Raw genomic sequence first — 20,398 nt, 5'->3', positions numbered from 1 at the left:
AACCGCAGCACCTTGAAGCGGGCTGTGGTGGTGATGTCGGTTGCTTTGGGGAAATTGATTCATGGCTGATCCTTGCATGCTTTGACGCATCGCTCAAGTCGCGGTGTTGACGGACACGGTTTATCTGAGCCGCGCCATGCTCAAGGCATCGACGAACAGGCCATCGCGCACCGCGTAGTTGCGCAGCCGGCCCTCTGTTTCGAAACCGAATTTTCGATACAGACCCTGGGCCGCTTCGTTGTCGACATACACGGTCAGTTCCACCCGGTGCAGGTTCATCCAGTTGTCTGCGATGTCCAGTGCGGTTGCCAGCAACTTCGAGCCGACGCCTTTGCTCTGCCAGGCCGATGCGACGCCCATGCCGATAGCGCCGACATGGCTTTGCCGACTGCGCGAATACTGCTCCAGGCCAATGCTGCCAATCACCTCGTTACCGTTGAGTGCGACCAGCTTCACGTGTCGCTCGGTACTGGCAGCCAGGCGTTTGCGCCAGACTTCAATGGACTGATAAGACATTTGCAGCACCTGACGGCACACCGCAGGCTCGTTATAGAGTGCAGTGACACCTTCGAGGTGAATGTCGGCCATGCGCTGGATGAGGATTTGCGGGGCAGGGGCGTGCATGTTGATTCTTTCCTTGAATTGCATATCAGGCGTTCGTTCGAGGCACTTTGGCAGCGGATTATCCTCGCCGCAAGCAGCTAATATCGAGATCGACGCCACCGCGACTCAAAAAGTAATGTATTTAAAACAGCCGAATTGAATGAGTGCCAGCGACACCGCCATTCTGTTCGCACTCATCAAACAAGGAATGACCCTGCCAATGACGGAGCAAAAAATTTACGGCGTTGAAGGCGAAAGCGAGGACTTTCGTGTCGCGGTTGCCAGTGCGCAGCGCACCTTCAGATTCTTCTGGCGCGAGATGTCCTGGGAGCGTCGCCGAATTGTGAAAGCGCTGGACCTGGCTGCGGTAAAGGTGTCCTTCACGACTGACTCAGCCGATCCCGACAGCCCATCGGTTGAGAACATGTGGGTCACGGATATCGATTTCGACGGCCTGACCCTCTCGGGCATTCTTATGAATGAGCCTGTGTGGGTGAGTTTGATCAATGTCGGGGACCCTGTGTCGGTTTCCCTGGAGCGCTTGAATGACTGGGTCTATGTGTTTGGCGGTCGCGTATTCGGCGGTTTCACTATCGATGCCCTGCGGTCCGGCATGTCTGCGGCCGAGCGCGTCGAGCATGACCAGGCGTGGGGGTTGGACTTTGGTGAGGCGGGGACCGTTATGCTTGTTCCGGCAGCAGAGGGCAAGTCACCGGTCTGCTTCTCTCGCGCACTGGACAGTGCATCGGATAAACGTGCCTTGAACGAGCTGGAGCGGCTTGAGCATCCGATGGGACTGAACGCACAGGGTGCCGTGGAAGAGGGCCTTCGGGATGATCCGGGTCTGGCCACTGACTACGACGACTCGGGCTGGCAAATGATCCATCGCGAAACCCTCGCCGGTAATTGCAATTTCGTCGCTACGCTTTTGTACATGGGGGCAGATTCTGCGGCGACCAACAGCAACGGCCATGATGTACTGACGCTTGCGCGTATTGCAGGATGGCCGAGAACCATCGAGCTGTTGGAGGGGGATCGGTCGAACCTTGAAAAGCACGTACAGCGTCGCGGTTTTCCAGCCTGGCCCATTGGGCTGACGATGTCGGTCATCGGGGTGGTCGGCCTTTATTTTGCTGCCTTGAGTCAGTCGACAGGTTCTCTGATTGTCAGAAACGATAGCCTTCTCAGCACTGGGCTTTTCATTGCCCTTGTCTGGTTCCTTGGCCAGGGTCTTATTCTCTGTACAGGTCCTTGGTATTTTCGACTCCGGGAGCGCACGCCGATATGGGGCAAGGCCAGAGCGCTGGATTTGCTGGCAATGCTTATCGGAGTATTGCTCGCTTTCTTCCTGCACGATCACTTGGGCAATTACCTGCATCCCCTTTAAAACGTCCCGCGCCAAAACAGGCTATTGCTTCCATTTCTTCATAAGTGTACCGTTGTGTTCACTTATGAAGAGGGTCGCACCATGTTAGCCACTTCGCTCGTTCAGCTGTCACAGGAGCCCATCAAGCCAGGTATCGGCGCGCGTATTTTCAACGGCAAGCAGGAACTGCTGTCGGGTCGATTCGCTGGGGAGATCCGGGAGCTGCTGGAGCAGCGAGGGGTGTTGGTGTTCCCGCAGATTCATTTCTCCGATGCAGAGCAAATTGCCTTTACCCGCACGCTGGGTACGTTCTGTCCTGAACCCGGCGATGGGCAGAACATCACCAGGATCAGCCTGGATGTGAAAGAGAACCCGGCAGGCGCGGAGTTTCTAAAGGGCTCGCTCTACTGGCACATCGACGGTACGAGCAGTGATTCACCCATTCTGGCATCGTTGCTGTCTTGCAAGGTGCCCGCCACGTGGGGAGGCAACACGGGGTTCTGTAACACTTACGCGGCGTACGAGGGGTTATCCAGCGCTGATAAACATCGTTACGAAAGCTTACGAGTAATTCACGCGCCATGGGCATCGTTACTCTATTACAATCCTGAGCCTGGCCTTGCGATGCTCGAGGCCATGCAGGCTATCGGCGAGAAGGAGTTGCCGCTGGTCTGGAAGCACCGATCCGGCCGCAAGTCGCTGATTCTGGGCTGCACTGCGCAGCAGGTCGTTGGCGTCGGCCTGGCGCAAAGTGCGCGGATTCTGGTCGGCCTTCGCGAATGGGCCACGTCCGAGGCGTTCAGTTACAGCCATGTATGGCAGGTCGGTGACCTGGTGATATGGGACAACACCGGCACCATGCATCGGGCGGAAGCCTATGACCCTGAGTGCGGGCGAATGATGCACCGTACCAAGTTGCAGGGCGAAGAGCCCTTCGCCTGATGCGCCGACCGCGAGAGCAGGGCGCCGCCCTGGCTTTTATACTGAGTAGCTCATTGTGAGCCACATCGTTTTGCCGGAATTGGAGAAACGAGAATGTGCAGACCTAAAGAACCCATTGCGGGTATTTTTCTGTTGTTGGTCCTGGCCGCAGGTGGTTGGGTGGCTCAGGAGCCGTTTCCTCATTTCGGGATTGATCTGCCTGCCGAAGCCTTGCTGGACGGCGATCACCCGGTCACACCTGTGCCGCCCCGATATCGCCTGCAACTCGACGAAGGCCAGTTCAGCAGCGCCTTGTTAGAGTCCGTGCCCCTGTATGCGCTGGCAGAGCAGCCTGGCAGCCCGTGAGTCGACAGTGCTGCTTCAGTGCGCAGGCCCGGGTCAACTGCCTTCGTTGATGTTGGCGAAGAAAATGCACCCGATCAAGCGGGCGAACAGGGTCAGGGTTTCCGACAGATCGGGGTCGTCAAACAGCGTCGGGCTGGAGTCCAGCGCGCACAACGCGCCATACAGTTGTCCGTCGGGAAGGTAGATTGGCACTCCGGCATAGCTCTCGATGGCGTAGCGTTTCACCACCGGCAGGTTCGCGTACCGGCCGTTCGTGCTTATCTGTGGCACGAACAGCGCTTCGGGGTTGACGCAAAACTCGTTGCAGAGCGTGGTTTCGAGTTTGAACACGTCGCCGTCGTCGATACCCAGGTCTGTCGGGTCATAGACAGAGCAGGCGATCCAGTCGGCATCGGTAAACTTGGCAATACCGGCGAAGCGCATGCCTGTCAGGCGGGTAACAAGTCGCAGCACATTGGTCGTGGCCTCGATCTCGGCAATTGCAGAGCGCTCCTCGATGGTCAATAAGCTGCTTTTTGAGGCGATCAATTCCAGACTCATGCACTTCTCCAGAATACCCAAATGTGCGTAAAGACCCATGCTAACTGACTCGGATGGAAATGCCATCGGGGTGAACCACGCCCCAAGGGATTTATTTTCAAGCGAAATATTGACGCCAGTTTTAAAGTTTTAATCCGCGCTGCCGACATTTGTGAATTGTATAGATAGATGGCAAGGACAGGCCTCTTGCATTCCACTGATGACCAACAAAAGAGCGACTCCCTGTGATAAATACTCTGAGCAATATTTCGGTAAGGTCCAAGCTCGTGCTCGGGTTTGCTTTGGTCATCGTACTGACGGTGCTGATTGCGCTGACAGGCTGGACAGGCATTACTTCACTGAGTGAACGAAGCGAGCGAATTTCCGATATCGGTAAGCTGGGGGCGCTCACGCGAGATGTCCGCATAGCCCGATTGGCCTATTCGGTCAATTATGACGCCGAGCGCGCCAGCAACTGGCTGAAAGCACTCGAAAGTCTCGAAAATCATGTGAAGTACGCGCAGCAGGTGTTCGACTCGCCGTTGAATACACCGCTGGTCAATACTGCCGCAGATGCCTTGAAGGATTACCGCATCCACTACGACAACCTCATGCAGGCAACCGCTGCCCGTGAGGCGACCCGTTCGGTATTTGGCCAGTACGCCGATGCAGGCGCTGACGATTTGCAAAAACTGAACGCTATTGCCCGATCCGATGATGGTACTCCCGCGCAGCGCGATGCCATCGTGCAGGCGATGACGCTGTTCCAGAAAATGCGCTTCGACTTGCGTGGCTACACCTATTCGCTGAAATCGGAAAACCGTGCTCCAGCGGAAACATCGATGAACACGGTTATCGAGTTTGTCAGAAATCTGCAAGGTTTCGAGGGTCAGTCGGCGATCATCAAGCACCTTGTGGACTCTATGCTGAGCTACCAGAACACCTTGAATCAGTTCACCGCGGCGCAGGCCAGGATTGAGCAGGCTCAGGCAGGTATCACTAAAGACATCGGCATCCTGTTTGAATGCGCTGACAAACTGTCCGAGAATCAGGTCAACCTGAGAGTGGAAGATGTGAGCCAGGCCAAGATGCTGCTCTCTGTCTGGCTGATTGCAGCGTTGATCATGAGCGCCCTGGCAGCATGGGTTATTACCAACCTTATCGTAGGCCCGCTGCGTGAAACACTGAAACTGGCCGAACGTGTTGCTGACGGTGATCTGACGAACAACCAACTGGTCACCCGCAAGGATGAATTGGGTCAGTTGCAGGGCAGTATGATGCGCATGACCGGCAACCTGCGCGAGCTGATTGGTGGCCTGCGCGATGGCGTGACACAAATCGCCAGTGCCGCCGAGCAGTTGTCGGCTGTCACCGAGCAGACCAGCGCCGGCGTCAACAGTCAGAAGAACGAAACCGATCAGGTCGCCACTGCGATGCACGAAATGTCTGCGACCGTTCAGGAAGTCGCACGCAACGCAGAGCAGGCGTCACATGCTGCGGTCAACGCCTCCAAAGAAGCTCGCGAAGGCGACGGCGTGGTTTCTAAGGCTGTAGCGCAGATCGAGAAGCTCGCGACCGAAGTTACTCACTCCAAGTCCGCGATGGACGAGCTCAAGAACGAAAGCAACAAGATTGGTGGCGTACTCGATGTCATCAAGGCCGTTGCCGAGCAGACCAATCTGCTGGCTCTCAACGCTGCCATCGAAGCGGCGCGTGCGGGCGAAGCAGGCCGGGGTTTCGCGGTGGTGGCTGACGAAGTGAGAAGTCTGGCCCAGCGCACGCAGACGTCGACCGAAGAGATCGCGGCATTGATCAGCGGCCTGCATACCCGCACGGCGCAGGTAGCAACCATCCTTGACAACAGCCAGGCGCTGACTGCAAACAGTGTCGAGCTGACGCGCAACGCGGGTGTTTCCATCAATAACATGACTCAGGCGATCTCGACGATCGAGACGATGAACCATCAGATCGCCGCAGCCGCCGAAGAGCAGAGCGCCGTTGCCGAAGAGATCAATCGCAGTGTTCTGAATGTGCGAGACATCTCCGAGCAGACGGCTTCTGCGAGTGAAGAGACCGCTGCATCGAGCGTAGAGCTCGCTCGTCTGGGCGTGCATCTGCAAAGCCTGGTCAGTCGATTCCGGGTCTGACGTTCATTCCCGGTAAACCCCGGCGCGCACCATAAAGGCTGCGCGCCGGAGTCGACCCGGTGACCCTCCGGCGGTAACTTCTTACCGTCCCCAGAGCCCCGTCGCATACTCCACAAAACTTCTCAGCTTGGGCAATCGATAACGGTCCTGCACATACAGCAGGGTCGTCGGTCGTCTGGGCAAATGGTAGTCGGGGAACAGTGCAATCAGCCGGCCCTCCTGCAGGTCTCGCTGCACCAGCGCATCCGGAAGCATCACTACCCCCAGGCCTGCCCGAGCCGCCTGATAAAGAGCGGCGGAAGTGTTGGCAACCATCGAACCGCTCACGTCCACCAGCACTTCGCCTTCGGCGCCGGTCATACGCCACTGCGTACCGGCCGTGCGCCATTCGTCTCCCGCCGGATAGGCGAACGCCAGGCAGTTATGCCCACGAAGTTCCGCTGGATGGATCGGCGTGCCGTTGCGGGCCAGATAGTCCGGCGCGGCGCAGATGGTCAAGGTGTAGTCCTGCAAGGCGCGCGCGATCAGTGGCGATGATTCTGGAATGTTGCCCAGGCGAATGGCGACGTCAAATCCATTGTCGATCATATCCAGACGCTGATTGGTCAGCACCAGATCGAGCTTGACCTCGGGAAAGCGCCGCGAGAATTCGACGAGCGCAGGTGCCAGCACCTCCGAGCCGAATGTCAGCGGCGCGGTGATGCGCAGTGTACCCGTGGGATCCCCCTGGGCCTGCTCGGCCAGTTGCTCGGACTGGGCCACCAACCCCAGTACTTCCAGACAACGCTCGTAATACGCGGTACCGAATTCTGTCAGACGCTGGCGACGTGTGGTGCGCTGTAACAGGCTGACGCCCAGGCGCTCCTCCAGTGCGTGCAGGTGATTGCCCACCATGGTGGTGGAAATCGAACACGCTTGCGCAGCCGCCGTCAGGCTGCCTGCCTCGACCACTTTCACGTACACCCGCATTGCCAAAAACAAATCCATTATCAATCTCAGCTTTAAAATGATTGAAGTATTTCGCTGTTTATCCATTTGAGATGGTTAACGATACTGCAAAAACCGAAACATACCCAAGGAGCTTCGCCTTATGACCGCCACCTGCCTGATGAGCACTTACCAACCTCTGGCCCTGAGTTTCACCCATGGTCTGGGCACACGTCTGTGGGACCGGAGCGGGCGCGAATACCTCGACGCCGTGGCGGGCGTGGCAGTGACCAATGTGGGGCACTCGCATCCGCTGCTGGTCGAGGCGATTCGTGATCAGGCGGGGCTGCTGTTGCACACGTCCAATCTGTACACCGTCGACTGGCAGCAGCGCCTGGCGCAGAAACTGACGGCCCTGTCGGGGCTGGACGCAGTGTTTTTCAACAATTCCGGTGCCGAGGCCAACGAGACTGCGCTCAAGCTGGCGCGCCTGCATGGCTGGCACAAGTACATCGAACGGCCTCTGGTCGTGGTCATGGAAAACGCCTTTCACGGCCGCACCCTGGGCACATTGTCGGCCAGTGACGGGCCGGCTGTGCGTCTGGGTTTCAGCACCTTGCCGGGCGATTACATCAAGGTGCCATTTGGCGATCTGGTGGCGTTCGACAAGATTTGCGCGACCTATGGGCATCGGATCTGCGCCGTGCTGGTCGAGCCGATTCAAGGCGAGGGCGGCGCGCAGATGGCCCCGGCCGGGTATCTCAAGGCCTTGAGAGAGCGGTGCACGCGGCGTGACTGGCTGTTGATGCTCGACGAAATCCAGACCGGCATGGGCCGGACCGGCAAGTGGTTTGCCTTTCAGCATGAGGGCATCGTTCCAGACGTCATGACCCTGGCCAAGGGGCTCGGCAACGGCATACCGATCGGTGCCTGCCTGGCGCGGGGCAGGGCGGCGCAACTGTTCACGCCCGGCAGCCACGGCAGTACCTTCGGCGGCAATCCGCTGGCCTGCCGGGTCGGCTGCACGGTGATCGATATCATCGAACAACAGGCGCTGGTGGAAAACGCCGCACTGCAAGGCCGGCAATTGCTGGACGGGCTGCGCAATGCGCTAGGAGCTCACCCGAACGTGCTGGACGTTCGTGGCCAGGGTTTGATGATCGGTATCGAATTGCGCCAGGCCATACCTGAACTGACACGCATTGCAGCCGAGGAACATGGCCTGCTGATCAATGTCACTCGGGGCAAAATCGTTCGCCTGTTGCCGCCCTTGGTGCTGGACGCCGCTGAAGTGGCGCAGATTGTCCAACGCCTGACGGCAAGCCTGGACAGCGCCTGTGATCGGTCGTTTGCACGCTCTGCCTGACGCAACGGATTAAGGAAAAGGATTACATCGGGCTGTACCGGGATGACCCATATGCGGTAGAACAGACCAGCATCGTGTCGGTCTGTACGCGATGGCTACCCAATGGATTTGAAAGGAGCCCACCATGTTAATCCGGTCCCTGACCCTCGCCACCCTGCTTGTCGCTGCCGGTACAGCGCTTGCTGCCGACAGCGACGGCCCTTTGGCACAGGAGCGCGGCAAGTCGCGTCCCTTGATCATCATCGCACCCAGCCCGGCTGATCCGGCGCTGGGTCACCTCAAGGACGCGCTGAAGGAACCTGCCAATCATAAAGATTTCACGGAGCGCAATATGGTGCTGTTCACGGTGGTGAATACTATCGGCGAACGTGACGGCAAAAGCATGGACCCGCAGTCGACCATGGCCTTGATTCGTGAATTGAAGCTGGGCGCAGGCGTCGGTACCAAGGTCATTCTGGTGGGCAAGGACGGCGAGAAAAAGATCGATAAAACTATCGGGAAGTCAGAATCCATAGACCTCAAAGAGATCTTTGCCACTATCGACCAGATGCCGATGCGCGAGCAGGAAGCCGTGGCGCCTGCTCCAGAGCCGCCAGCCAAGCCCGCGCCTGTCGAAAAACCGGGCAAACCGGTCAAGGGCGGGGCGCCCGGCAAGACGCTGGACGACTGAGTGAATGGCGTAGCGCGCGGCAATCGCGCGCTGCGCCTGACGCGCTGCTCAGGTCATTCGCCGCGAATGTACTGCTCGAGCTGCTTGATAAGACTCGCCTGCTCTGCAATGGCTTCCTTCACCAGGTCACCGATGGACAGCAGGCCCAGCAACTGCCCGCCATCAACGACTGGCAGGTGGCGCAGATGGCTGTCGGTCATGATGCCCATGCACGCCTCGACGCTGCGCTGCGAGTCGACAGTAATCACTTTGCTGCTCATGATGTCCCTCACTGGTGTACCCACCGACGAGCGCCCCTTGAGGACCACCTTGCGCGCGTAGTCGCGCTCACTGATGACGCCCACCACTTCGTTGCCCTCGACCACCGGCAGCGCACCGATGTTCTTTTCAGCCATTAACCTGAGTGCGTCGAGCACCATCTGATCCGGGCCAATGGTATGCACTTGCTGGTTCTGCAGGTCTTTCAATTTCAGTAGCTGGGCGACAGTTTTCATGGGGCTCTCCGCGATCGGGACCTGGCTGGCTGTAGTGCATTGCCGGAACCACTACAGAATCATCCAGCGCGCAGCATCGAGCAAGCAGTAAATAAAGATCACGGGAATAGGAGGAATCAATTATCCACGCCCTCAATGTGCCGCTAATTCGCCTGCCAGACGCGCCTTTAGCTTCATAGCCAAGTAGAATCAATTGTTTCACCGGGCGGTCGAGGTAACAGCGTTGGATGTACAGCAGGGCTTTATCCTGAGTCGGCACTGGCAAGACACGCCCGCCGGGACCGAGGTCGACTTCTGGTTGGCCACCGATCAGGGTCCGCGCCATATCCGTCTGCCTTGCCAGCCTTCTGTCGCCTTTATTCCTGCCGAGCAGGGTGAGCGCGCCCGATCGTTATTGCGCACCGAACGTGGCGTAGAGCTGCGCCCGCTGGAACTCTGTGATTTCCGTCATCGCCCGGTGCTGGGTGTGTATTGTCAGCAGCACCGCCAGTTGATGAACATCGAAAAGCTGCTGCGCAGAGGCAACGTGGACGTCTACGAAGCGGACATTCGCCCGCCCGAGCGCTACCTGATGGAGCGCTTTATCACTGCGCCTGTGCAGTTTGGCGGCACGCTGGATGCCGATGGCGTGCTTTGTGACGCGCAGATCAGGCCATCGCCCGATTACCGTCCCAACCTGAAACTGGTCTCACTGGATATCGAAACCACGGCACGCGGCGAGCTGTATTCGATTGCACTGGAGGGCTGTGGGCAACGCCAGGTCTACATGCTGGGGCCGGCCAATGGTGGCGACGAGGCGCTGGATTTTCAGCTCGACTATTGCGATACCCGCGCGCAGTTGCTGGAACGTCTCAACGACTGGCTGGCGCTGCACGACCCTGACGCGATTATCGGCTGGAACGTCATCCAGTTCGATTTGCGCGTGCTGCATGAGCATGCCCAGCGCCTGCAAGTGCCGTTAAGGCTCGGACGTGGCGGTGAAGCGATGGGCTGGCGTGAGCATGGCAGTCGCAACAACCATTTTTTTGCCGAGGTGAGCGGGCGGCTGATTATCGACGGCATCGAGGCATTGCGCTCGGCGACCTGGAGTTTTCCGTCATTCAGTCTTGAATACGTCGCGCAGACCCTGCTGGGCGAGGGCAAGGCCATCGACACGCCTTATCAGCGCATGGATGAAATCAACCGCATGTTCGCCGAGGACAAGCCGGCGCTGGCGCGTTACAACATCAAGGACTGCGAACTGGTCACGCGCATCTTTGCCAAGACGCAACTGCTGACCTTTCTGCTTGAGCGCGCCACGGTCACCGGTCTGCCTGCCGACCGCAGCGGCGGTTCGGTTGCCGCTTTCTGCCATTTGTATATCCCGCTGATGCATCGTCAGGGTTTCGTTGCGCCCAACCTGGGCGAGCGCCTGCCGGAGGCCAGCCCTGGCGGTTTTGTCATGGATTCCCAGCCAGGGCTGTACGAGTCGGTGCTGGTGCTGGACTACAAAAGCCTTTACCCGTCGATCATTCGTACCTTTCTGATTGATCCGGTGGGCTTGATCGAAGGCCTGCGGCATCCGGCGGACAGCGAGTCGGTGCCAGGCTTTCGCGGTGCGCGCTTTTCACGCACACGTCACAGCCTGCCAGCCATCGTCGAGCGCGTGTGGCAAGGTCGGGAAGCCGCCAAGCGCGAGCAGAACGCGCCCTTGTCCCAGGCGCTGAAAATCATCATGAATGCCTTCTACGGTGTGTTGGGTTCGAGCGGCTGCCGCTTTTTCGATCCGCGCCTGGCTTCATCGATCACCCTGCGCGGGCATGAAATCATGCTCAAGACCCGCGACCTCATTCAGGCGCAGGGCTACACCGTGATCTATGGCGATACTGACTCGACCTTTGTCTGGCTGGGCCGCCCTCATGGACAGGAAGAGGCGGCAAGCATCGGCAAGGCGCTGGTGCAGCAGGTCAACCAGTGGTGGCGCGAGCACTTGCACGCCGAGTACGGTTTGCACAGCGCCCTTGAGCTGCAATACGAAACGCATTTTCGGCGCTTCCTGATGCCCACCGTGCGCGGTGCTGAGGAGGGCAGCAAGAAGCGCTATGCCGGTCTGGTGACCCGCGCTGACGGGTCCGAAGAGATGGTCTACAAGGGCCTCGAAACCGTACGCACCGACTGGTCGCCACTGGCTCAGCAGTTTCAGCAGGAACTGTATCTGCGGATCTTCAAGCGTCAGCCGTATCAGGATTACGTGCGTGACTATGTGCAGCGCACCCTGTCAGGCGAGCTGGATGACCTGTTGATCTACCGCAAGCGGCTGCGTCGCAAGCTCGATGACTACCAGCGTAATGTGCCGCCCCATGTACGCGCCGCGCGGCTGGCCGACGAATACAACGACCAGCAGGGGCGACCGCGTCAGTACCAAAGTGGCGGCTGGATCAGCTACGTAATGACCACCGCCGGGCCGGAGCCGCTGGAAATTCGCCACGCCCCGATCGACTACGATCACTACGTGACTCGTCAGTTGCAACCGCTGGCAGATGCCATCCTGCCGTTCGTTGACGACGATTTCAGCACCCTGATCGGTGGGCAGTTGGGGCTGTTTTAACGCGAAACCAGCTGCTCGGCGAGCCACGGTAATACCTGCTCGCAGGACGCCTGGATTTTCATTTCAAGCAATTCGTCGGCCCGGGTCTTGCCATGGTTGATGGCGATGACCGGCTTGCCCTGTTCGGCCATCGCCTTGCACAGGCGGAATGCCGACCAGGCCATCAGTGACGTGCCGACCACCAGCAGACCTTCAGCCTCTTCGACACTCTGCATTGCTTTGGCAGCGGTCTGCGCGGCGACGTTTTCACCGAAGAACACGACGTCCGGCTTGAGCCTGTCGCCTTCACAGTGCGGGCAGAGAGGCACCTTGAAGCTGGACTCCAAAGCCGGGTCGAGCAGGGTGTCGCCGTCCGGCGCCTGTGTCGCGTGGACGCCGATCAGATAAGGGTTTTGCTCCAGCATCTGCTCTTGAATGGTTGCCCGGTCGCTGCGCTGCTGGCAATCCAGGCACAGCACCCGGTGCAGGCTGCCGTGCAGTTCGATGACGTCCCGGCTTCCGGCCTGCGTGTGCAGTGCATCGACATTCTGGGTGATCAGTCCTGTGATAGCGTTTTCAGCCTGCAGAGCAGCCAGACCTCGATGCGCGGCATTGGCCTGTGCCGCGCGGATCCGCGGCCAGCCGAGCATCGCACGTGCCCAGTAGCGCTGGCGCGCTGCGGGGTTGCCGAGAAATTCCTGATACATCATCGGCTGCTTGCCGCGCCGCACGCCGTCCTTGTCGCGGTAGTCCGGTATGCCGGATGCGGTGCTGATGCCAGCGCCGGTTACCACCAGAAACGGTTTGTCGGCCATCGCCTGGCATAGCGTGTCGAGCAGATGTCGGGTTGGGCTGTCGAGCATGTTTGAACCTCGGGTGGCTCTTGCGACTGGTCACCTTATCATCTGGGGTGCAGGCCACGTCGCGGCTGCCACAGCTGTGAGCCGCCGACGCAGAGGTTGGTTCAATCGCTGGTTTCTGGAAGAAGGCCCGGCAGCGGACCGCTATGCCGAGTGCTCCGCGTGGGCATGGCTTTCCGGACGCTCTGCGTTCGATCCTGAGGATGCCTTTGCCTCTCGCTCTCAATCCTTCAGCGCAATTTTCTTGCCGCGTCTGGCGGCGATGTCGCTGGCCTGGCCGTCACGCTGCTTGCCGGTGCGGGCCTGGGTGATGAGGGCCGGAATCAGCGGGCCTTCCGGCAGGTTTTTCCAGAAGCGCGAAGGGAAGTGGCCTTCCATGACCTTGGGGTTCAGGCGCGCAGGGTTGAAGATGTGGCTGTAGTAGGTCAGCCACAGTTCACCATGCGGGTCTTCCACCTGCCTGGCCATGGTCTGCCAGGCAGTCGGGCAGCGTCGTTCATGAATCAATTGCTGGCCGTCGTAATACACGCCGTCCTGAGGCGTGGCGATCATCCAGCGGTGCTGACCCATGCGGCCGATGAAATGCTCGCTGGCACTGAGCAGAATATCGTGGGCCGGTTCGTGCCAGGCCACGTACTGCGGGCGCATCAGGGCTTCGTCGTCAGCCACGGACGGCAGCGCGACAAATCGCAGGAACGCATGCAGATGATGGGCCTCGCGCCTTACCGATTTCAGGCGACGATGCAATTCACTGCCGAGCTTGTCGCCGGCCATCATCGCTGTGCGGTCGCCGTGAGTCACGCGCCACAGCACTTCGTACAGCAGGCTCCAGCGCTGATCGCCCCGGTAACGCGAAGCGCTTTCCAGCAACTGCACCAGCTCCAGCGGAACCCTTGCCTGAAAAGGCCCGGCCTCCCTGGGATACTCTTCTTCGCTGCCGAACAGGTCGGCGGCATCCGGCGACTTCCAGCTGACCTGGCTGGGATCGATTTCATGGCTCAACAGCCAGCGAGCCTGTTGCCGCCAGGTATCGAACAGGTCGTCGCAGTCGAGGCAGATCATCCCCACAGCCCCATTTGCTGAGGCTGAGGCCGGTCGCGCAACTGGTGATGCAGGAACTCGCTGGTGGTTTCCGCATGCGGCGGATGGTAATCACTGGTAATGATGAACGGCTTGGCCTTTGCCAGTATGCAGCGCATGCGGGTCAGGTCTTCATAGCGGATGCGACGCTGTCTGCGCAGCTCGACCAGCCGCTGCGTGGTGCGGATGCCAATACCCGGCACCCTGGCGATGAGTGCCGGGTCGGCCTGGTTCAGGTCCAGTGGAAATACTTGCCGGTTGCCCAGTGCCCAGGCCAGTTTTGGGTCAATGTCCAGCGCCAGATCACCGGGACCGTCGAGCAGTTCACCGGCAGTGAAGCCATATCCGCGCAGCAGAAAATCAGCCTGATACAGGCGATGCTCGCGCATCAACGGCGGTGCCGCCAGGGGCACGCTGTTGGGGCTGTTGGGTATCGGGCTGAACGCAGAGTAGTAGACCCGGCGCAGCTTGAAGTTGCTGTACAGCGACTGCGCGCTGTGCAGGATGGTGCTGTCGTCGGTGGCATCGGCACCGACAATCATCTGCGTGCTCTGCCCGGCAGGCGCAAAGCGCGGCGAGCGAGGCTCGTTGCGCACCGTCTGCTCGCCGGTGTAGATCGTCTGCATGGCTTGCTTGATCGAGGCGACGTCTTTTTCCGGGGCGAGGGTCTGCAGGCTCAGGTCGGTCGGCAGTTCGATGTTGACGCTGAGACGGTCGGCATAGCGGCCGGCCTTTTCGATCAGCGCCGGATCGGCGTCAGGGATGGTTTTGAGGTGGATGTAGCCGCGAAACTCATGTACCTCGCGCAACAGCCGGGCAACTTCGACCAGTTGCTCCATGGTGTAGTCCGCAGAGCGAATGATCCCGGAACTCAAAAACAGCCCGCTCACGCAATTGCGGCGATAGAAGTCCAGCGTCAGGGTGACCACTTCTTCGGGACTGAAGCGCGCACGTGGCACATCGCTGGAGCGGCGGTTGACGCAGTACTGGCAGTCGTAAAGACAGAAGTTGGTCAGCAGGATTTTCAGCAGCGACACGCAACGCCCATCTGGCGTGTAGCTGTGGCAGATGCCCATGCCATTGGTAGAGCCGAGCCCGGACTTGTCCTGCGAGCTGCGCTTGGGTGCTCCACTGCTGGCGCACGACGCATCGTACTTGGCGGCGTCTGCCAGAATGCTGAGCTTGTCGATAAGCTGCATGAAGTGCCCCTTGACTGTTTGTATATACAGTATAGGGGCGCGCGCGGTGTCACAAGTACCGCACGGCGGAGTTCTGCGAGGCGATGCCGAATCGGATTCACGCAGGCTTTGATCTGCATGAGTGGAAAGCAAGGTGCCAGCATGAATGTTATTTAATAACACATACGTGTTTGGTATGTAATACTGTAACAAATAGTTGCAGGTTACTTTTACTTGAAAAATTCTTCTGACGCTTCGACAGCAAGCGCTTCGATAGCAGGCTCCGTGATGGCCCAGTCGGCCTGGAAGCGGGTCCTGTTTTCCCTGGCGATACTGATATTGCTCTGGCTGGCGATTGGCTGGTCGGTGGCAGTTCCATGAGTGCGGCCATCGCTCTGGAAAACCTCACGGTGGCGTACGAGCGCCGCCCTGCAGTGCACCACATCAGCGGGCGCTTCGAAGCCGGTAGTCTGACGGCTATCGTCGGGCCCAACGGCGCCGGTAAATCGACGCTGATCAAAGCCATCGCCGGCACCATGAAGCCTGCTCAGGGACGCGTCGATCGGGGGCGTCTGGCAACCCGCACGATTGGCTATCTGCCGCAGGCTGCGGAAATCGATCGCAGCTTTCCGTTGAGCGTCGCCGATACGGTGTCGATGGGCGCCTGGCACAGCATCGGCCCGTTTCGCAGTCTGACTCGCAATCATGCGCGTCTGACCGGCGAGGCGCTGATGACCGTCGGCCTCGAGGGGTTTGAAGGGCGTAGCGTGGGCTCGCTGTCGTCGGGTCAGTTTCAGCGGGTGCTGTTCGCCCGACTGTTGTTGCAGGACGCCTCGGTGATCCTCCTGGATGAACCGTTCACCGCCATCGACGCGCGCACCACGCGTGATCTATTACGGCTGGTTCGCGCCTGGCACGGGCAGGGGCGTACGGTGATTGCCGTACTGCACGATATCGAACAGGTTCGTCAGCACTTTCCGCAAACCTTGCTGATGGCTCGCGAAGCCATCGCCTGGGGCGAGACAGCCCAGGTGCTCAGCGTTGCCAACCTGCGCAAGGCGCGCAACATGGCCGAGTACTGGAGCCCGGATGCCTTGCTGTGTGATGCCGAGGACGACGACGCATGATGCTCTATAGCCTGGTGGTCGAGCCTTTTATCGAATTCGGTTTCATGCGCCGTGCACTGGTGGCGTGTCTGGCACTGGGCATCGGCTCGGGGCCGGTCGGCGTGCTGTTGATGTTGCGGCGCATGAGCCTGGTGGGCGATGCGATGAGCCATGCTGTGCTGCCGGGCGCAGCGGTGGGCTTTATGGTCGCCGGGCTGTCGTTGCCGGCAATGGGCTTCGGCGGCCTGATCGCCGGGCTGGCAGTGGCTTTGCTGTCCGGTCTGGTGAGTCGACTGACCTCGCTACGCGAAGACGCCAGCTTTGCCAGCTTCTATCTGACCTCGCTGGCCGCCGGGGTGCTGATTGTCTCGCTGCACGGTTCCAGCGTCGATCTGCTGCATGTGCTGTTCGGCACCATTCTGGCCATCGATGACACCGCTATTTACATGGTCGGCAGCATTGCCTCCTTCACCCTGATTCTGCTGGCGATCATCTATCGCGCACTGGTACTGGAGTGCTTCGATCCGGGCTTTCTGCGTGCGGTCGGCGGGCGCGGCTCGCTGTACCACGTTCTGTTTCTGCTGCTGGTGGTGCTCAACCTGGTCGCAGGCTTTCAGGCGCTGGGCACCTTGATGGCCGTGGGCATGATGATGCTGCCGGCAACCGCGGCACGTTTCTGGACCCACTCGCTGAGTGGCCTGATGGTGATTTCGACGCTGCTGGCGACCTTGTCCGGGCTGATCGGGCTGATCGTTTCCTACCACCTTGGCGTCGCCTCGGGGCCGGCCATCGTGCTGACGGCCAGTGCGTTCTACGGCATCTCCCTGTTGTTCGGGCGCACGGGCATCGTGCGTCGGCTGTTCCCCAAACCTCACCTGGCTCACTGAAAAAGGTACGTCATGAAACGATTGATGATGTTGAGTTCCCTGGCTGCACTGGCGCTGTCGGCATTCGCCAGCCTGGCCCAGGCCAAACCGCTGGAAGCCGTTGCCTCGTTCACAGTCATTGCCGACATGGTCAGTACGGTCGGCGGTGACCGTGTGCACGTCAAATCGCTGATCGGTCCGAACGGCGATCCACACGTTTACGAGCCCACACCGAGTGACGCCCAGGCGCTGAAAAATGCCGATCTTGTATTTGTCAGCGGCCTGCATCTTGAGGGCTGGATGGATCGTCTCATCAAGGCTTCAGGTTACAAGGGGCAGCCGGTGGTACTGTCCGAGGGCATCAAGACCCGCAGCATGGATGAGGACGGCAAGCGCATTGTCGACCCGCATGCCTGGAACAGCGCGGCCAATGGCGTGATTTATGTGCGCAACATCATCGCAGCGCTGAAGAAAGCCGATCCGGAAGGGGCCAGCGTGTATCAGGCCAATGGTGATCGCTACATCGTCGAGTTGCAGCAGCTGGATAGCTATGCACGTGATCAGATCCGTTCGATTCCGGCTGCCAGACGCAAGATCCTCACCTCTCATGACGCGTTCGGCTACTTCGGCGATGCCTACGGGGTGAACTTCCTGTCGCCGCTGGGCTTGTCTACCGAATCTGAGGCGTCGGCTGCCGATGTTTCGAAACTGATCCGTCAGATCAAGACCGAACATGTCAGTGCCTACTTCTTCGAAAACTCCAGCGACCCGCGTCTGGTCAAGCAGATAGCCGAAGCCAGTGGCGCTCAACCAGGGGGTGAACTGTACGTGGAATCCCTGTCGCCAGCCGACGGCCCGGCGTCAACCTACGCGAAGATGTTCCGTTACAACGTCGATACCCTGACTGCGGCAATGAAGCGCAATCAGTGAGCCTGAACTGCCCGGCATCCTGATTGCAGGCGCCGGGCAGCTCAACGCTTCAGTCGTTGAGGAATTTGAACACAGTGGTCTGGGTGTACGCCTTGCCAGGATCCAGTCGGGTGCTGGGGAATTTCGGCTGGTTGGGCGCATCGGGGTAATGCTGCGTTTCCAGAGTAAAGGCGCCCCAGTGCGGGTAGACCTTGCCAGCCTTGCCGTGAATGCTGCCATCCAGGAAGTTACCGGTGTACAGCTGCACGCCGGGCTCTGTGGTGAACAGCTGCAGTCGGCGGCCTGATTGCGGGTCGCTGACCTCGGCGGCCAGTTTCTTCACGTCACCCTTGGTGTCGAGCACCCAGTTGAAATCAAACCCGCCTTGCTTGGGTTCGGCGTATTTCAACTGTTGATGATCATCCTTGATGTGTTTGCCGAACGCGGTGGGCTTGAGGAAGTCCATGGGCGTGCCGGCGACAGCAGGCAGTTCTCCGGTCGGGATCAGCTTGTCGTTGACCGGGGTGTAGTGCGAGGCGTGGAGGGTGGCGACCTGTTTGAGCACATCACCACTGCCCGCGCCGGCCAGATTGAAATAACTATGGTTGGTCAGGTTCAGCACCGTCGGTTTGTCGGTGGTAGCGCGGTAGTCGATCTTCAGCTCGTTTTTTTCATTCAGGCTGTAGGTCACTTCAGTCAGCAGGGCTCCTGGAAAACCCATCTCGCCGTCCGGCGACAGGTAGGTCAGCTTCACGCCAACCGAATCACCGGTCCTGGTTTCTTCTGCCTTCCACAAGCGCTTGTCAAAACCCTGTGTGCCGCCGTGCAGCGCGTTGGTCTTGTCGTTGAGCGGGACCTGATAGGTTTTGCCATCCAGACTGAATTTGCCGCCTGCCAGGCGGTTGCCGAAGCGGCCGATGGTCGCGCCGAAATAAACCGTACCGTTGTTCTGATAGCCCTGAACATCGTCAAAACCCAGGACGATGTCTTCGACCTTTCCGGCCTTGTCAGGTACCAGCAGCGATTGCAGCGTCGCGCCGTAGGTGATGATGCTGGCCTGCACGCCGTGACTGTTGCGCAGGGTGTATTTTTCGACGGCAGAGCCGTCGGGCAGTTGGCCGAACGCACTGTGTTCGCTGGAGAGTGCGGCGGCCTGTGCGGTCAGGGTGCTGATCATCAAGGACAGTCCAAGGGTGCTGAGGAGCGCATGTTTTTTCATCTGATCTGCCTGCTTTTATTGTTATTGGTAAGACTATTTGATCGTATTCAAGCCGATGCATGGATGTATAGCCTATAAAATGGAGCTTGAAAAATAAATTGTAATACTATTTAGTAGTGCCATCGTCGCTGAAGGCTCGTGACTCACCTTAGCCGCTCTGCCGGTTTTTTTTGCCATGCAGCCTGAAATCCGTGCAACGGGTCAGCGCAGGCAGAGGTTGGACAAGACAGCGACACAAACATCCAAAAGTGCCTTTACAACAATAACAAAGGACATTTTTCATGAACTGGCTGCCCGTTTCCGAGCACCGTTTCAAGCTGGCCGAAGGCTCCTTCTGGGATGCCGAGGAGCAGGCTTTGTACTGGGTCGACATTTCCGGGTTCCTGGCGTGTCGGCTGGTCGCCGGGCAGATCCGCCAATGGCGCATGCCGGAGCCGGTTTCTGCATTTATTCCGACCGAGCAGGGTGATGCACTGGTGACACTGGCCAGCGGCGTTTATCGCTTGGACCTGGACTCCGACAAGACTTCTTTAGTGCCGTTCTGCGTGGCAGACCCCACACCTGGCAATCGCGCCAACGAGGCGCGGTGCGATGCGCGCGGCCACCTTTGGCTTGGCAGCATGCAGAACAACATCGATGCCGAGGGCGGCGACGTACCTCTAGTGCGTCGTTCAGGCGGGTTGTTCCGCGTTGAACCTGATGCTCGCGTGACCCGTTTGCTGGACGGGCAGGGCATCGTCAACACCCTGTTGTGGAATGACGAGGGTAGCGTGCTGTACAGCGCCGATACGCTGGACGACGTCATTTATCACTATCCGGTGCTCGCAGACGGTGCTTTGGGGCCACGCAAGGTATGGGCTGCAAAACATGATCGAGGCTCACCCGACGGCTCGGCGATGGATGCCGAAGGGTATGTCTGGAATGCGCGCTGGGGTGGCAATTGCCTGATCCGTTTTGCCCCGGATGGCAGTGTTGACCGGGTTGTGGAGCTGCCGGTCAGCCATCCCACCAGTTGTGTATTCGGCGGTCCTGACCTGGAAACGTTGTACGTCACCAGTGCCGCACCTGCCGATGCACAGGGTCGTTTCGATGGCGCGCTGCTGATGGCGCAGATCGGCGTCAAGGGCACGCCGTGTCAGCGTTTCGCCGGTTGATAAGCGTATCGCGCCGCCGTCTTTTTTGACGGCAGCGTGATGGTAGATGCAAGGGTGACATTCGGTTACATAGCGGTCACC

20 protein-coding genes and 1 pseudogene are annotated in these 20,398 nt (G+C 59.3%); 13 read left to right on the top strand and 8 right to left on the bottom strand.

The window, feature by feature from the left end; genetic code table 11:
* Positions 1-120: 120 nt before the first annotated feature.
* The gene (locus PCPL58_RS16840) at positions 121-624 is read right to left on the bottom strand and encodes a GNAT family N-acetyltransferase (RefSeq protein WP_065351071.1); all 504 of its coding nucleotides are present in this window, start codon (positions 622-624) and stop codon (positions 121-123) included.
* 139 nt (positions 625-763) lie between these two features.
* Here PCPL58_RS16840 and PCPL58_RS16835 point away from each other — a divergent pair, with 139 nt between their 5' ends.
* From PCPL58_RS16835 to PCPL58_RS16825, 3 genes are all read left to right on the top strand, one after another.
* Positions 764-1,990 (top strand): YegJ family protein, encoded by a 1,227-nt coding sequence (locus PCPL58_RS16835; RefSeq protein WP_065349966.1) that lies wholly within the window; start codon positions 764-766, stop codon positions 1,988-1,990.
* An 81-nt stretch (positions 1,991-2,071) separates the two neighbouring features.
* Complete coding sequence (locus PCPL58_RS16830; RefSeq protein ID WP_054081535.1) at positions 2,072-2,911, top strand: TauD/TfdA dioxygenase family protein; 840 nt, start codon at positions 2,072-2,074, stop codon at positions 2,909-2,911.
* A 93-nt stretch (positions 2,912-3,004) separates the two neighbouring features.
* Complete coding sequence (locus tag PCPL58_RS16825; RefSeq protein WP_065349965.1) at positions 3,005-3,256, top strand: hypothetical protein; 252 nt, start codon at positions 3,005-3,007, stop codon at positions 3,254-3,256.
* 33 nt (positions 3,257-3,289) lie between these two features.
* Here the strand turns inward: PCPL58_RS16825 and PCPL58_RS16820 are convergent, their stop codons facing one another.
* Positions 3,290-3,796 (bottom strand): GAF domain-containing protein, encoded by a 507-nt coding sequence (locus PCPL58_RS16820; protein WP_003434258.1) that lies wholly within the window; start codon positions 3,794-3,796, stop codon positions 3,290-3,292.
* A 224-nt stretch (positions 3,797-4,020) separates the two neighbouring features.
* Here PCPL58_RS16820 and PCPL58_RS32705 point away from each other — a divergent pair.
* A pseudogene (locus PCPL58_RS32705) lies at positions 4,021-5,067 on the top strand (methyl-accepting chemotaxis protein); the annotation flags it as partial.
* Positions 5,050-5,922: a methyl-accepting chemotaxis protein gene (locus PCPL58_RS32700; protein WP_373633980.1), complete on the top strand. Its 873-nt coding sequence runs from the start codon at positions 5,050-5,052 to the stop codon at positions 5,920-5,922. The pseudogene PCPL58_RS32705 and the gene PCPL58_RS32700, both read left to right, overlap by 18 nt.
* 81 nt (positions 5,923-6,003) lie before the next feature.
* On the opposite strand, the gene PCPL58_RS16810 is transcribed toward PCPL58_RS32700, so the two are convergent.
* A complete protein-coding gene (locus tag PCPL58_RS16810) occupies positions 6,004-6,909 on the bottom strand; it encodes a LysR family transcriptional regulator (RefSeq protein WP_065349964.1) in 906 nt (301 codons plus the stop codon).
* A gap of 103 nt (positions 6,910-7,012) precedes the next feature.
* Between PCPL58_RS16810 and PCPL58_RS16805 the strand changes: the two genes are divergently transcribed.
* Both PCPL58_RS16805 and PCPL58_RS16800 read left to right on the top strand, forming a co-directional pair.
* The gene (locus PCPL58_RS16805) at positions 7,013-8,215 is read left to right on the top strand and encodes an aspartate aminotransferase family protein (RefSeq protein WP_065349963.1); all 1,203 of its coding nucleotides are present in this window, start codon (positions 7,013-7,015) and stop codon (positions 8,213-8,215) included.
* A 124-nt stretch (positions 8,216-8,339) separates the two neighbouring features.
* Positions 8,340-8,885: a DUF4174 domain-containing protein gene (locus PCPL58_RS16800; protein WP_044309587.1), complete on the top strand. Its 546-nt coding sequence runs from the start codon at positions 8,340-8,342 to the stop codon at positions 8,883-8,885.
* Between the two features lie 53 nt (positions 8,886-8,938).
* On the opposite strand, the gene PCPL58_RS16795 is transcribed toward PCPL58_RS16800, so the two are convergent.
* The gene (locus PCPL58_RS16795; RefSeq protein WP_065349962.1) at positions 8,939-9,379 is read right to left on the bottom strand and encodes a CBS domain-containing protein; all 441 of its coding nucleotides are present in this window, start codon (positions 9,377-9,379) and stop codon (positions 8,939-8,941) included.
* 223 nt (positions 9,380-9,602) lie between these two features.
* On the opposite strand from PCPL58_RS16795, the gene PCPL58_RS16790 reads away from it, so the two are divergent.
* Complete coding sequence (locus tag PCPL58_RS16790) at positions 9,603-11,966, top strand: DNA polymerase II (protein WP_003434247.1); 2,364 nt, start codon at positions 9,603-9,605, stop codon at positions 11,964-11,966.
* On the opposite strand, the gene PCPL58_RS16785 is transcribed toward PCPL58_RS16790, so the two are convergent.
* From PCPL58_RS16785 to PCPL58_RS16775, 3 genes are all read right to left on the bottom strand, one after another.
* A complete protein-coding gene (locus PCPL58_RS16785; protein ID WP_065349961.1) occupies positions 11,963-12,808 on the bottom strand; it encodes an NAD-dependent protein deacetylase in 846 nt (281 codons plus the stop codon). The two genes, PCPL58_RS16790 and PCPL58_RS16785, sit on opposite strands and share 4 nt — an antisense overlap.
* Positions 12,809-13,027: 219 nt before the next feature.
* Positions 13,028-13,867: a TIGR03915 family putative DNA repair protein gene (locus tag PCPL58_RS16780; RefSeq protein ID WP_065349960.1), complete on the bottom strand. Its 840-nt coding sequence runs from the start codon at positions 13,865-13,867 to the stop codon at positions 13,028-13,030.
* Entirely contained in the window at positions 13,864-15,084 is a 1,221-nt protein-coding gene (locus PCPL58_RS16775; RefSeq protein WP_003434243.1) for a putative DNA modification/repair radical SAM protein, read from the bottom strand. The genes PCPL58_RS16780 and PCPL58_RS16775 overlap by 4 nt, the downstream gene beginning before the upstream one ends.
* A gap of 213 nt (positions 15,085-15,297) precedes the next feature.
* Between PCPL58_RS16775 and PCPL58_RS30955 the strand changes: the two genes are divergently transcribed.
* The 4 genes from PCPL58_RS30955 to PCPL58_RS16760 are packed head-to-tail and all read left to right on the top strand — an operon-like array spanning position 15,298 to position 17,965.
* The gene (locus tag PCPL58_RS30955; protein ID WP_157893910.1) at positions 15,298-15,444 is read left to right on the top strand and encodes a hypothetical protein; all 147 of its coding nucleotides are present in this window, start codon (positions 15,298-15,300) and stop codon (positions 15,442-15,444) included.
* Positions 15,441-16,190 carry a zinc ABC transporter ATP-binding protein AztA gene (gene aztA / locus PCPL58_RS16770; RefSeq protein ID WP_065349959.1) on the top strand — a complete coding sequence of 250 codons (750 nt, stop codon included), beginning with the start codon at positions 15,441-15,443 and terminating at the stop codon, positions 16,188-16,190. Before PCPL58_RS30955 ends, aztA begins: the two co-directional genes overlap by 4 nt.
* A complete protein-coding gene (locus PCPL58_RS16765) occupies positions 16,187-17,056 on the top strand; it encodes a metal ABC transporter permease (RefSeq protein ID WP_065349958.1) in 870 nt (289 codons plus the stop codon). The genes aztA and PCPL58_RS16765 overlap by 4 nt, the downstream gene beginning before the upstream one ends.
* A gap of 12 nt (positions 17,057-17,068) precedes the next feature.
* Positions 17,069-17,965, top strand: a complete 897-nt coding sequence (locus PCPL58_RS16760) for a metal ABC transporter substrate-binding protein (RefSeq protein ID WP_054081516.1) — start codon at positions 17,069-17,071, stop codon at positions 17,963-17,965.
* A 49-nt stretch (positions 17,966-18,014) separates the two neighbouring features.
* On the opposite strand, the gene PCPL58_RS16755 is transcribed toward PCPL58_RS16760, so the two are convergent.
* Positions 18,015-19,163, bottom strand: a complete 1,149-nt coding sequence (locus tag PCPL58_RS16755; RefSeq protein WP_003434240.1) for an aldose epimerase family protein — start codon at positions 19,161-19,163, stop codon at positions 18,015-18,017.
* A gap of 281 nt (positions 19,164-19,444) precedes the next feature.
* On the opposite strand from PCPL58_RS16755, the gene PCPL58_RS16750 reads away from it, so the two are divergent.
* Positions 19,445-20,317: an SMP-30/gluconolactonase/LRE family protein gene (locus PCPL58_RS16750; RefSeq protein ID WP_060707687.1), complete on the top strand. Its 873-nt coding sequence runs from the start codon at positions 19,445-19,447 to the stop codon at positions 20,315-20,317.
* Positions 20,318-20,398 lie beyond the last annotated feature (81 nt).

Source organism: Pseudomonas cerasi, from assembly GCF_900074915.1.
In the GTDB taxonomy this organism is placed as follows: domain Bacteria; phylum Pseudomonadota; class Gammaproteobacteria; order Pseudomonadales; family Pseudomonadaceae; genus Aquipseudomonas; species Aquipseudomonas cerasi.
The sequence above is the reverse complement of the archived record's forward strand: the minus strand, read 5'-3'. Positions and strand labels throughout refer to the sequence as shown.

Bases quoted from the DNA above. Each gene is read 5' to 3' on its own strand.
- PCPL58_RS16840 (WP_065351071.1), bottom strand. From the start codon at position 624: ATGCACGCCCCTGCCCCGCAAATCCTCATCCAGCGCATGGCCGACATT.
- PCPL58_RS16835 (WP_065349966.1), top strand. From the start codon at position 764: ATGAGTGCCAGCGACACCGCCATTCTGTTCGCACTCATCAAACAAGGA.
- PCPL58_RS16830 (WP_054081535.1), top strand. From the start codon at position 2,072: ATGTTAGCCACTTCGCTCGTTCAGCTGTCACAGGAGCCCATCAAGCCA.
- PCPL58_RS16825 (WP_065349965.1), top strand. From the start codon at position 3,005: ATGTGCAGACCTAAAGAACCCATTGCGGGTATTTTTCTGTTGTTGGTC.
- PCPL58_RS16820 (WP_003434258.1), bottom strand. From the start codon at position 3,796: ATGAGTCTGGAATTGATCGCCTCAAAAAGCAGCTTATTGACCATCGAG.
- PCPL58_RS32700 (WP_373633980.1), top strand. From the start codon at position 5,050: ATGATGCGCATGACCGGCAACCTGCGCGAGCTGATTGGTGGCCTGCGC.
- PCPL58_RS16810 (WP_065349964.1), bottom strand. From the start codon at position 6,909: ATGGATTTGTTTTTGGCAATGCGGGTGTACGTGAAAGTGGTCGAGGCA.
- PCPL58_RS16805 (WP_065349963.1), top strand. From the start codon at position 7,013: ATGACCGCCACCTGCCTGATGAGCACTTACCAACCTCTGGCCCTGAGT.
- PCPL58_RS16800 (WP_044309587.1), top strand. From the start codon at position 8,340: ATGTTAATCCGGTCCCTGACCCTCGCCACCCTGCTTGTCGCTGCCGGT.
- PCPL58_RS16795 (WP_065349962.1), bottom strand. From the start codon at position 9,379: ATGAAAACTGTCGCCCAGCTACTGAAATTGAAAGACCTGCAGAACCAG.
- PCPL58_RS16785 (WP_065349961.1), bottom strand. From the start codon at position 12,808: ATGCTCGACAGCCCAACCCGACATCTGCTCGACACGCTATGCCAGGCG.
- PCPL58_RS16780 (WP_065349960.1), bottom strand. From the start codon at position 13,867: ATGATCTGCCTCGACTGCGACGACCTGTTCGATACCTGGCGGCAACAG.
- PCPL58_RS16775 (WP_003434243.1), bottom strand. From the start codon at position 15,084: ATGCAGCTTATCGACAAGCTCAGCATTCTGGCAGACGCCGCCAAGTAC.
- aztA (WP_065349959.1), top strand. From the start codon at position 15,441: ATGAGTGCGGCCATCGCTCTGGAAAACCTCACGGTGGCGTACGAGCGC.
- PCPL58_RS16765 (WP_065349958.1), top strand. From the start codon at position 16,187: ATGATGCTCTATAGCCTGGTGGTCGAGCCTTTTATCGAATTCGGTTTC.
- PCPL58_RS16760 (WP_054081516.1), top strand. From the start codon at position 17,069: ATGAAACGATTGATGATGTTGAGTTCCCTGGCTGCACTGGCGCTGTCG.
- PCPL58_RS16755 (WP_003434240.1), bottom strand. From the start codon at position 19,163: ATGAAAAAACATGCGCTCCTCAGCACCCTTGGACTGTCCTTGATGATC.
- PCPL58_RS16750 (WP_060707687.1), top strand. From the start codon at position 19,445: ATGAACTGGCTGCCCGTTTCCGAGCACCGTTTCAAGCTGGCCGAAGGC.